Here is an 11,945-nt window from a genome sequence, read left to right as displayed (position 1 = left end):
GGTTTTAGGCCTATTCAAGGGAATACTTTAAGCGCGGCAAGACCTACAAATTCGTTTTTGGCGAACAATCGGACAGAATTAAATTTATTGTAGAAATTTGCCTTTTTCGCTCATGCGTTTATTCTATTCCGGTTCAACCCATTTCTTTTTATTCGAAAACGCCAAGTGTTTTCTTGCCCCGCAAGTTGCCAATATGGAGGTTATTTACCCGATCTTACAGTGAAACCGGCCAATCTGATAACATTGAGCTTTACCATCGGCAATGATTTTATAGTCGAGGCTCTGGTTCATTAAATCGGTCGGGTTAAGATGGTTGTTGAGCCTGAACAGCATTGTCACGATTAAGCGCATGGGGTGAATGGTCTATTGTCAAACCACCCGCTTTCAGGAGGGCTGTGAAACGACCGCCTTTTTCGGCAAGTTCATCGAAACTTCCTTGTTCCACAATATGCCCACGATCCATAAACAATACCAGATCCGCATTGCGCACAGTCGAAAGCCGGTGGGCGATGATGATCGTTGTCCGATTGCGGCTTACAGTGTCAATTGCTTCTTTGACACGTGCTTCCGTTTCGACATCCAGTGCACTTGTTGCTTCATCAAGTACAAAAATAGGCGAGTTTTTGAGCACTGCTCTGGCAATTGCAAGCCTCTGCCGTTCACCACCGGAAAGCAATGACCCGCGTTCGCCCACCCGTGTGTCATAGCCATTGGTTTTTGCACGAATGAAATCATTGGCTGCAGCAATCTTGGCAGCCTCGAAAACCTCTTCATCAGTGGCATCGGGACGACCAATGCTGATATTTTCTTTGATTGTGCGGTTAAAGAGACCCGAATCCTGAAACACGGTAGCCATGGCATGGCGAAGAGATGCACGGTTGACTGTTCTTGTATCCACACCATCAATCGTTATAACGCCGCTTTCCGGATCGTAGATACGTTGTAACAGATTGATCAGTGTTGTTTTACCCGCACCGGTAGGCCCGACGATTGCGGCTGTCTGGCCGGGTTTGATTTCAAAAGAGATGTCATAGACACCTTGTAGAGTGTTCGAAAATTCGTGCGTGACATGATCAAAACGGATATCGCCTTTGACGTTTGTCAATGAAGGAAGGCCAGCCGGTTCGGCTGCCGCAACAGTCGAATCCATCATGTCATAAAACGCGTCGAGTTTTGCCCGATTGGAACCAATGAGATTGATGAAATTGCTGATCTGGTCAAGTTGTCCAATCATCATTTGTGAAAAGAAGACAAAGGCAACAACATCACCAATATTAAGAATACCTTTGGAAACGAGATAAGCACCGAGAACAATGACGACAATCACTGTAATTGTCGAGGCCATGCGGTTAAGGCCGGCAGCCAAGGCCCACCAGTTCAAAACCGGATATTGGGCTTTCAGGACATTTTGCGCATTCTGTTTAACGCGCGCACTTTCCTCGTCTGCTCTGTTGTAGCTTTGAACGACGGAGACGTTGGAGATTGAATCTGTCACATGCTCGAATAAAGCAAGATGATATTTTTCAACCGACTCCTGTCCTGTCTTGGTCTTGGTCATGACAAGACGCGCAATCATAATATAAATCACGCCAAGCGAAACCAGAACGATGGATAGCCGGTAGTCTGTCCAGATTGCGACGCTTAACAGAATGATAAGCTGAATCATTGATGCGAGATGCTGGCGCATGAATTCAAGCCACATCGTGAACATGGATTCGCAAGCCCTCAGCATTGTATGAAGTGCGTTGGAGGTACCGATTTTCTGGTGCCATGCGAGCGGCATATTGATAATGCGCTGGTAGGATTCAGCCAATACACCCAAGCGTCTGCGATGTGCCAGACGATCGGCCCCTCTGTCGACCATTACGGTTGCCACAATGGAAAACATACCGAGAGCTGTCCACAATGCGAGATAAGGAATAACGGCTGAGAATGTATCACCAGCCGAAAAGGCAGTGCCGCTTGATACTGCTTGCGCGGTCAAAGACAGTTCATCAATAATCCAGCCGAAAATTTTTGGTATGAAAACCTGCACTGCCGCCATGGCAATGTTGGCTGCACAAATGATGATGACCGTTTTCTTTTCTGTCATCAAATAGCTGACTGCGCGCGTATAAGTTTTAAAAAGCGACAAGCTTATACCTCCAATGACACCTTGTCCCCGTGGTTGTCCGTTTGAAAAACAGTTCAACTGTTTATAATGTTTATTTAATGTGCGCTACCGTTCAATTTACGATCAGCAAAACCACTTTTAACAACAGGATGTAACCGAGTGTGATCGTAATGATAAATCATGTCGCTATTGTCGTTCGATGATGCTAGAGAAAACACCAAGGAGATGACGATGGCCGGTGTTGAAATAAAAAAAGTTGATGAAGATGAAAACGGTATGCGCGTTGACCGCTGGTTCAAGGCTCATTATCCGGGACTGGGATTCGGCTACCTGCAAAAACTTTTGCGTTCGGGGCAAATTCGTGTTGAAGGGGGCCGGGTAAAGTCTGACACGAGACTGCAAATCGGGCAATCGGTGCGCGTGCCGCCTCTCCCTGTTGATGAAAAAGGTGCCGTGCCGCTTACAGGCAAAACTATTCGCGGGCAGGATGACGGTGACGTTTTAAAGCAAATGCTTCTTTATGAAGATAAGAAGCTTTATGTGTTTAACAAGCCCGCCGGTCTTGCTGTTCAGGGTGGTTCGGGTGTTACCCGTCATGTCGACGGCATGCTTGAAGCCTGGCGTAATCAAAAAGGCGAAAAGCCACGCCTTGTCCATCGGCTTGATCGCGATACGTCAGGCGTACTGGTTGTTGCAAAAACACGCTCCGCAGCGCAGGCTTTGGCAGCAGCATTTCGTGCCCGTGAAACCAAAAAGACCTATTGGGCTATTGTGAGAGGTGTTCCCAAAAAACGCGAAGACAAGATTTCGACATGGCTTGTTAAGGAATCGACCCCTGACGGCGATAAAATGCGGGTATGCCGGCATGGTGAACCGGATTCCGATCATGCTGTTTCGCACTATCGTGTTATAGACACGCGCGGGCAGATTTTGTCGTGGCTTGAAATGGAACCCTATACAGGACGCACGCATCAATTGCGTGTTCATGCAGCCTATATTGGTCATCCGATCATTGGCGACCCCAAATATTTTTATGCAGACCAGAACTGGGAACTGCCAGGTGGTATCCAGAATCGACTTCATCTCCATGCCCGCCGGATAAGAATCCCCAATCCTTCCGGAGGAATATTGGACGTGACTGCTCCTCTTCCGCCCCATATGGTGCAAACTTTCAACCTTCTTGCATTCGATGAAAGTGACGGAGATCAAGATTGACCGACAAGCCGCTTCGCCTCGCACTTTTTGATTGTGATGGAACGCTGGTTGATAGTGTCTTTGCTATTCAACGGGCAATGGTTCAGGTATTTGAAAAATTTTCTTATAAAGAACCTGACCTTGACGAGACAAAACTTGTCATCGGCCTATCGCTTGATCGTGCGATTGCACGTCTTTTAGATCGTCCTGTTGATGATGAAATTCTCGAAATGGTGACAGCTTATAAACAGATTTTCGCAAAAAACAGAGGCGATATTTCTTTTACCGAGCCGCTTTTTCCGGGAATTCCGGAAATGTTGACAGCGCTTGAAAATAAAGATGATGTTCTTTTGGGCGTTGTCACCGGCAAGTCGAGGCTTGGAATTGACAAAATACTGGATGCCTACAAACTTCATTGTTTTGTTACAATCAAAACAGCAGACGAATGCCCGTCAAAGCCTGATCCCACAATGGTTATCGAAAGTTGTAAACAAACCGGCGTGTTTCCAGAAAATACTTATGTCATCGGGGATTCAATTTTCGATATGCAAATGGCGAAGCTTGCTCATGCCAAAGCGATCGGCGTTTTCTGGGGCTATAATACGCCGGAAGCTTTGAAAGAAGCAGGTGCCAATAAACTGGTAAGAGAGCCAAAAGACATAATTTCGATTTTTGAAAGTGATAACAATGCGTGAATTGCTGCAAGAGCTGAACGACGATGCTGAAAAAGCTAATCCGGTGAAACAGGCTCAGATTCTCTCGAAACGCGAATTACCAAAGCGGTTTTACAAAGAAGCTTCCGTTAAGGAAGAAGGCGGGGAATTTGCTGTTGTTCTTGATGACAAAACAGTCAAAACGCCGGCACGCCATAAACTTGTTTTGCCCAATAGAGCGTTGGCCGGGATGGTCGCACACGAATTCAATTCGCAACAAAAGACAATTGATCCGGCGAAAATGCCGATAACCCGCCTCGTCAACTCGATCATCGATGGTGTCATCGATAATGTGGATGTTGTGCGGCACGATATTCTGGAATTTGTCGGCAATGATATGTTGTTTTATCGGGCGGATTCTCCCAAAGAGCTGGTTGAAAGACAACACCATCATTGGGACCCCGTCCTTGATTGGATTCGCAACAATTATGGCGCCCGTTTTATGCTGACCGAAGGGGTGATGTTTGTAAAACAGCCCGAGGGTTCGATTTCAGCTATACGCGATGCTCTTCAAACAATCGAGTCTCCTTATGTGCTGGCGGCATTGCATTCGATCACCACTCTTTGTGGTTCGGCGCTCATTGCACTTGCGGTCTGGAAAGGTAAAATAAATCTGACAGAGGCTTGGCAAATCGCCCATCTTGACGAAGACTGGACAGTCGAACATTGGGGAGAAGATGTCGAAGCCAAGAAAAAGCGTGCCTATCATCAGGCTGAATATGAAGCGGCTGCAGCTGTTATAGCGGCTATTGAAAACCTGTAAATTTCAAAAGTTTGACCGGTGGTTTATTGCTTCTCCGGAAAAACACGCTAGGTTAAAGAAGCAAGTTTTTATCACCAAGGAGTGAAGCTCAATGTTATCGAACATAATTTATAGAACGACAGCGATTGCTGAAGGCGGGCGGGAAGGCCATGTGCACTCAGAAGATGGTGCACTCGACATCGACTTGGTAAAACCTAAAGAGATGGGTGGTAACGGTACTATCGGTGCCAATCCTGAAACGCTTTTTGCCGCCGGTTATGCTGCATGTTTTGAATCGGCAACGCGTTTTGCTGCACAAAAAGCGGGATTTAAAGTTCAGGACGGAAGTTATGTAAAGGCCGAAGTCGGAATTGGACCACGCAAAAGCGGTGGTTTTGAACTTACAGTCGTTTTGACAGTGCATCTGGAAGGGCTCGACAAACAACAGGCTGAAATGGCCGCCCACACCGCGCATAACGAAATTTGCCCTTATTCCCATGCGACGCGCAACAATATCAGCGTGCAGATTAAAGTTATCTGATAACAGAAACTCAAAAAAACACTGCGGTATCTAATGCTTATGAAGTGATAGGGAGAGTTTTTTCTGAAATGAAAAGCTTTCTCTCGGCTTAGGCGCAAAATTCGGTCAAACCAGTTTGATGCTGCAGTGATTTTTATTTTCATGGCTATCGTCGATAACTCGAATGAGCACTTGCAGAGACAGATAAGTCTGAAAGATCGCACATCCCGATTTTCAAGTGCTCGGTCACCACGCAATGGCCGTCAGCCTATCTTCAAAATCGAATTTGTTATGGCTTTGATAAAGGGGCTGTTTTTTCGTGTTCGGCATGGTAAAGCCGCATTACCAGCTAAAATTTTTGTTCGAGATCACTTGGTCAGTCGTGCAATTTCTAACTCTCCCGTCGCGATATATCAGCATTGAAATTCATCACAAGCGACAAAATTTCAAATTTTGAAGATTGTTATTCTGTTTTGAGCCGCAAAAACAAGCGGTCAGCCACCGACTTTGCGGAACAGCATCTAAAAATTGTTGGAAACCGGTTTGAAAAAAATGCGGCTCAGTTTGAAACGTGTCGAAAACTTTCTAGAACCGCACGTGGATTTATGAAAAGAGAAATCTGGATTTTATGAAATCAAACAAATGAAGAGTTAGATCACAAACGCTATTTGATCGGTTTGATTTCCGGCGCGCTGAGCTTTATTTCTTCAAATCCCGGAAATGCTTCGCTCATTGTAGAAATTGTTGTTGCGTCGTCACCACGGACAAAATACCACTGATTATTATCAAGAATGGCGACAAGTTCGCCTTTGATCTGATTTTTGTTATTGCCGTTGATTGTTGTGATCACAAAATCGGTGGGAATAATATAGTAAGGCGTTCCATCCTTGAATTCTCCCGCACTTTTTTTCGATTGGCTTATGGTTATTTTGTCAACCTTATAGGCTTGAGCCAATTGTTTCATCTGGTTCACCATAATCTGGCGGAATTGCTCCTGATCAACTTTCGATTGAGCAGCTAGTGTCTGGATGATACGCGGTGGTATTGCATTCAAAACAGCATCGAAATTGGAAGTTTGGAGCGCAGTTGCGTAATTATTTGTCGCATCGCTCAGCATCTTGACTTCTGCGTCCGTCGCCGATCGTGCACTGGCCGAGTTTAGTCCACAAAAAGCAATTGATAAACCAAAGATGATTTTGGAGATGCGTCGCATAACTTACCCTTGATACTGTTCACTCATATGTCTGTTATAGTGAATCCGGAGTCTAAAGGCAAAGCGTGACAGGAAAAAGGCAGGAAATGTTACAAAAACGGAGGCCGAAGCCCCCGTTTTTAATGATCTTGGTTAACGAAAATCAGACCGAATAATACATGTCGAATTCGATCGGATGAGGTGTCATCTCGAAACGCAGAACCTCTTCCATCTTCAATTCGAGGAACGAATCAATCTGGTCATCGTCAAATACGTCACCGGCTTTAAGGAAGGCACGGTCTTTATCAAGACATTGCAATGCTTCACGCAAGCTGCCGGAAACAGTCGGGATTTTTTTCAATTCTTTTGGAGGCAGGTCATAAAGATCTTTATCCATTGCCTGTCCGGGATGGAGCTTGTTCTTGATGCCATCAAGACCGGCCATCAGAATTGCCGAGAAAGCCAGATAAGGATTGGCTGTCGCGTCAGGGAAACGGATTTCTACACGTTTTGCATTTGGCGACGAACCGAACGGAATACGGCAGGAGGCTGAACGGTTACGTGCCGAATAGGCAAGCAGAACCGGAGCTTCATAACCCGGAACAAGACGCTTATAGGAGTTGGTCGACGGGTTGGTGAAAGCGTTGATAGCTTTTGCGTGTTTGATAATACCACCGATGAAGAACAGGCAGGTTTCCGAAAGACCGGCATATTCATTGCCGGCAAAAGTCGGTTTGCCGTCTTTCCAGATCGACATATGGACGTGCATACCCGAACCATTATCGCCAAAAATCGGCTTCGGCATGAAGGTTGCCGATTTGCCATAAGTATTGGCTACCTGATGCACGACATATTTGAATATCTGCATTTTGTCGGCTTCGCGCACCAATGTGTCAAAGCGGATACCCAACTCGTGCTGGGCGGCTGCAACTTCGTGGTGGTGCTTTTCAACGCGAACGCCCATATCGGTCAGAGCGGTCAACATTTCCGAACGGATGTCCTGACAGGAATCAATCGGAGGAACCGGAAAATAGCCGCCTTTTACGCGCGGACGGTGCCCGAGATTGCCCATCTCGTATTCGGTGTCATCATTCGAGGGGAACTCGTTGGAGTCGAGCTTGAAACCGGTATTATAAGGGTCATTTTTGAAGCGAACATCGTCAAACAAGAAAAATTCGGCTTCAGGGCCGACATTGACTGTGTCACCAATACCCAATGATTTGAGATAAGCCTCGGCTTTTTTGGCGGTCGAGCGCGGATCGCGGTTATAGGATTCACCTGAGATCGGGTCGAGTACGTCGCACAGGATAACCATTGTGGATTGGGCGAAAAACGGATCCATATGGGCGGTCGTTGGATCGGGCATCAAGACCATATCCGACTCATTGATTGCTTTCCATCCGCTGATGGAAGATCCATCGAACATGACACCATCAGCAAATGTGTCTTCACTGATTTCAGCGATATCCATGGTTACATGCTGTAATTTGCCTTTAGGGTCACTAAAACGCAAATCTACGAAGCGAACGTCATTATCCTTAATCTGCTTAAGGATATCAGATGCAGTCGTCATATTACATTCCTTATTTAAAAGTAATAAAGGGTTGATCGGACATGCCCCGTAAATATGGGGCATGAGTTAACTTATGGCTTAGATAGCGTCTACGCCCGTTTCACCTGTACGGATGCGGATAACCTCTTCGACAGATGAAACAAAAATTTTCCCGTCACCGATGCGACCGGTTTGTGCAGCTTTGCGAATAGCTTCAATCGCCGGCTCCACGGTTTCATCGGCAACAACAATTTCGACTTTTACCTTGGGGAGAAAATCAACAACATATTCTGCACCACGGTAAAGCTCTGTATGGCCTTTTTGTCGGCCAAACCCTTTGGCTTCCGTAACGGTTATACCTTGCAAGCCGACATCCTGAAGGGCTTCCTTCACTTCATCAAGCTTGAATGGCTTAATGATAGCCTCGATTTTTTTCATATTGATTTCGCCTCCAACGTTAAACTTTAGCTTCGGTAACCGCTTTAAGTCGATTTTTCCATTATCTATTAAGTTATAAGCATGTTTTGTGCCAAGTTGGAAAAATAACGCAATAACTCAACAATATTTTGCAGGAATGCGCAATTTATAGATTGTTAACCATAGCGAATTTTGACCAAACAATTATATTGGACTTAACAATTTGTGTCGTGGATGAATAAAAAATGGGCGGCGTGATGAAAAAATATGCAACACCAAAGTTAAGTAGACATTTTCCTGTTGAACTTTTGACACCGAAAGAAATGGGGAAAGCCGATCGGCTGGCTGCCACGTTAAACGGGCATGACAGTTTCAAACTTATGGAACGCGCCGGTGAGGCTATCGTCGATATTATTTTAAATGATTATCGGTGTTGCCGAAAAATCGCTGTTTTATGCGGGCCGGGAAATAATGGCGGCGATGGTTATATGGCGGCCCATATTCTTAAAAGCCATGGTTTCGAACCGACTATATTTGCGTTAGGGAAACCAAGAGCGGGAAGCGATGCCGAAAAAGCGGCTGCTTTGTGGGGCGAAAAGCGCTTGCCTTTTGATAAATTTTCTTCGCCACAGGATTTTGATGTCGTTATTGACGCCTTATATGGAGCAGGGCTCGATCGCCCTTTGGAACAAACGCTTCAGGAGAAATTGAAAAAATTGAATGAAAGTGGTGTTCCGGTTATTGCCGTCGACTTGCCTTCGGGTGTGTTCGGAGAAAGCGGGATAATAAAAGGAGAGGCTGTCAAGGCGGCAAAGACAGTCACATTTTTCAGATTGAAGCCCGGACATGTATGTTACCCCGGCAGATTACAATGTGGCGAGATCAGACTTGCCGATATCGGTATTCCGGAAAAAGTGCTGGAAATTATCAAACCGGAGCGCTTTATCAATTTTCCTTCGCTCTGGCTCAACAATTGGCCGGAACTCGATTATGATACACATAAATATCGTCGCGGACATGCGGTGGTGTTTTCCGGCCCTCAATCATCAACCGGTGCTGCACGACTTGCTGCCCATGCTGCCGCAAGAAGCGGAGCAGGGCTTGTTACAATAATTGCTCCGGAAGACGCACTTCTCGTTCATGAAATGCATCTCACCAGTATCATGCTTAAAGAAATGGGGAGCGACGCAGAAATTCTCGACTTTCTCGAAAGCCGGAAAGTGCGTTCGGTCGTTCTGGGGCCCGCATTCGGTTCATTGGAGCGTGCTTTTTCGATTGTAGAAGCAATTCTTTTGAAGAGTAAAATTTTTACACTCGTTCTTGATGCCGATGCGCTTACTGCTATCGCCAAAGAAAGTCGGAAAATATTTGCACTTATCAAACAATCACCGGTCAAGGTTATTATGACGCCACATGAAGGGGAGTTCCAACGCGTTTTTTACTCTATTTCGGAAAGCAAGGATTTGTCACGTATTGAAAAAGCGAGGATAGCTGCGAGCGAAAGTGGTGCGGTGGTCGTCTATAAAGGTGCGGATACAGTCATAGCATCTCCAGATGGTCGCCTTGCGGTTAATGTAAATGGGACACCGTTTCTTGCGACAGCAGGTTCCGGCGACGTGCTTTCGGGAATTATCGGTGGTTTGGGTGCACAACACATGCCGATTTTCGAAGCAGCTTGCGCCGGAGTCTTTCTGCATGCGCAGTGTGCTGACCATTTTGGACACGGTATGATTGCAGAAGATATTGTTTCAGCAATCCCCTTGGTTCTTTCCGAGACAATTATGTGACTAATTTATCACTACTTAACTATAGATAGCACTTTTTTCCAATTTTGGCTTTTCATTGCGGGGGGACTGTCACATAACATCATTACAAATTTCTATTCAGTATAGCCTATCGGGCACAGGGAGAAATCCGTATGAAAATTAAAGCACTGTTGGCAGGTTCTGCTGCTGCCATGGTTATATCGAGTGCATCTTACGCTGCCGATGTTGTTGTAGCCGAGCCGGAACCCGTCGAATATGTACGTGTTTGCGACGCTTATGGACAAGGGTATTTCTATATCCCCGGAACCGACACATGTATGCGCGTTGGCGGTTATTTGCGTGCCGATATTAAAGGCGGCGATAATGTTTACGCATATAAGGGCAAAAAAGATCGTGACACCTATGCATGGCGTGCCCGCGGTGAATTGCGCTTCCAGACAGCAAGCGAAACCGAACTTGGTACTTTGCGCACCTTGGTCGAACTACGTAATCAGTGGGACGATGGCAATGATACTTTGAGCGGTCAGGCCCACTTTGCGTACATCGAATTGGGCGGTTTGCGTGTTGGTGTTGACGAATCGATTTTCTGGCATTGGACGGGCTATCTCGGTAAAGTCCTGAACGATGATGTCGTTGATCCCGGCATGTTCCAGCGTACCAATGTTTTAAGCTATACATTCTCCGCAGATAACGGCTTTTCGGCAATTATCGGTGTTGAACAAGGTACTGATAACGGCAGCGATAATGCTGGCGACAACTATTATCTAAAGGGCATGGGTAAACGGGTTGCAACCGGTGCCGGAAAAGCCAACCGCGATGACCCCAATGCGCGCCATTTCTATAGTGGTAGCAGCATTGATGATTACACACCGAATGTTCTTCTCGGTGCGAAATTCGTACAGGGCTGGGGGTCTATTGCTGCTATTGGTGCTTATGATGCACAATGGGAAGAATGGGCTGCCAAACTTCGTGTCAATTTGAACGTAACCGATCAATTGTCGGTTTGGGTTATGGGCGGTTACAAGAGCAATGACGACTATTACGCCTATGACGATGTTTATAATAATGATCGCCCCAACAGAAAGCATGATTATTATTATCGCATGCACACCAGTCAATATGGTGATTGGGGTGGCGATTGGGCCGTTTGGGGTGGTACAACCTATAAAGCCACCAAGAAGGCTTCCTTCAATTCCCAGTTGACCTATGACGATACAGATGTTTTCAGTGCATCGGTCAATATGGCTTATGAGCTTGTTCCGGGTCTCGTTGTTACACCTGAAGTTTCTTACCTGAACTTCGGTAACGACAAGAAGTGGGATGATGGTTCACGCGTTACATTCCACGGTGATAATGCCGTTCAGGGAATGTTGCGTATGCAGCGCAATTTCTAAAATCATATCCATTGATGTTTTTAAATGGCGGCTTTGGCCGCCATTTTTTTTAACAAATTTTGATTGGCTTTTGATTTTCTGTCCGGCTTTCAGATTTATAAGATTGATTGCCTCGCTATAATAAAGAGATAGCGAATGCGCGATATGACGAGACATTGCAGGCGAACAGGGAAAAGTAGCGACTTCGAATTTTTATGATAAAGAGATTGGTTGCGAGCGAAGGTAGGAAGCATTTGGCTTCTTGGAAGTTGGTCCCGCTTATCCGGAATTGAAGCAATTGCCGCGTAAAACGCATTCAAAATATTTATGAATGAGATGTGTTTTAAAGTGATCTCATTATTA

General features: G+C 45.8%; 10 protein-coding genes. 6 read left to right on the top strand and 4 right to left on the bottom strand.

The genetic code is table 11. From position 1 onward, the window contains the following. Positions 1-304: 304 nt before the first annotated feature. Complete coding sequence (locus tag H3S83_RS08120) at positions 305-2,134, bottom strand: glucan ABC transporter ATP-binding protein/ permease (protein WP_198239394.1); 1,830 nt, start codon at positions 2,132-2,134, stop codon at positions 305-307. A 210-nt stretch (positions 2,135-2,344) separates the two neighbouring features. On the opposite strand from H3S83_RS08120, the gene H3S83_RS08115 reads away from it, so the two are divergent. The 4 genes from H3S83_RS08115 (at position 2,345) to H3S83_RS08100 (ending at position 5,303) form a co-directional block, all read left to right on the top strand. Then, on the top strand, positions 2,345-3,328 hold the full coding sequence (locus tag H3S83_RS08115) for an RluA family pseudouridine synthase (protein WP_198239393.1): 984 nt from the start codon (positions 2,345-2,347) through the stop codon (positions 3,326-3,328). Beyond that, positions 3,325-4,002: an HAD-IA family hydrolase gene (locus tag H3S83_RS08110; RefSeq protein WP_198239392.1), complete on the top strand. Its 678-nt coding sequence runs from the start codon at positions 3,325-3,327 to the stop codon at positions 4,000-4,002. The genes H3S83_RS08115 and H3S83_RS08110 overlap by 4 nt, the downstream gene beginning before the upstream one ends. Beyond that, positions 3,995-4,783 (top strand): ATP12 family chaperone protein, encoded by a 789-nt coding sequence (locus H3S83_RS08105; protein ID WP_198239391.1) that lies wholly within the window; start codon positions 3,995-3,997, stop codon positions 4,781-4,783. The genes H3S83_RS08110 and H3S83_RS08105 overlap by 8 nt, the downstream gene beginning before the upstream one ends. Positions 4,784-4,874: 91 nt before the next feature. Then, positions 4,875-5,303 (top strand): organic hydroperoxide resistance protein, encoded by a 429-nt coding sequence (locus H3S83_RS08100; RefSeq protein WP_077971782.1) that lies wholly within the window; start codon positions 4,875-4,877, stop codon positions 5,301-5,303. Between the two features lie 643 nt (positions 5,304-5,946). Here the strand turns inward: H3S83_RS08100 and H3S83_RS08095 are convergent. From H3S83_RS08095 to H3S83_RS08085, 3 genes are all read right to left on the bottom strand, one after another. Further along, a complete protein-coding gene (locus tag H3S83_RS08095) occupies positions 5,947-6,495 on the bottom strand; it encodes a hypothetical protein (protein WP_198239390.1) in 549 nt (182 codons plus the stop codon). 142 nt (positions 6,496-6,637) lie between these two features. Continuing rightward, positions 6,638-8,047, bottom strand: a complete 1,410-nt coding sequence (glnA, locus tag H3S83_RS08090; RefSeq protein WP_077971776.1) for a type I glutamate--ammonia ligase — start codon at positions 8,045-8,047, stop codon at positions 6,638-6,640. 78 nt (positions 8,048-8,125) lie between these two features. Next, positions 8,126-8,464 (bottom strand): P-II family nitrogen regulator, encoded by a 339-nt coding sequence (locus H3S83_RS08085; protein WP_075870859.1) that lies wholly within the window; start codon positions 8,462-8,464, stop codon positions 8,126-8,128. Between the two features lie 236 nt (positions 8,465-8,700). Here H3S83_RS08085 and H3S83_RS08080 point away from each other — a divergent pair, with 236 nt between their 5' ends. Next, positions 8,701-10,230: an NAD(P)H-hydrate dehydratase gene (locus H3S83_RS08080; protein ID WP_246741731.1), complete on the top strand. Its 1,530-nt coding sequence runs from the start codon at positions 8,701-8,703 to the stop codon at positions 10,228-10,230. Positions 10,231-10,361: 131 nt separating this feature from the next. After that, positions 10,362-11,603, top strand: a complete 1,242-nt coding sequence (locus H3S83_RS08075; RefSeq protein WP_078039644.1) for a porin — start codon at positions 10,362-10,364, stop codon at positions 11,601-11,603. Positions 11,604-11,945 lie beyond the last annotated feature (342 nt).

Source organism: Bartonella sp. W8122 (assembly GCF_016102485.1).
Classification (GTDB): Bacteria; Pseudomonadota; Alphaproteobacteria; order Rhizobiales; family Rhizobiaceae; genus Bartonella; species Bartonella apihabitans.
This window is presented reverse-complemented; position numbering and strand designations above follow the sequence as displayed.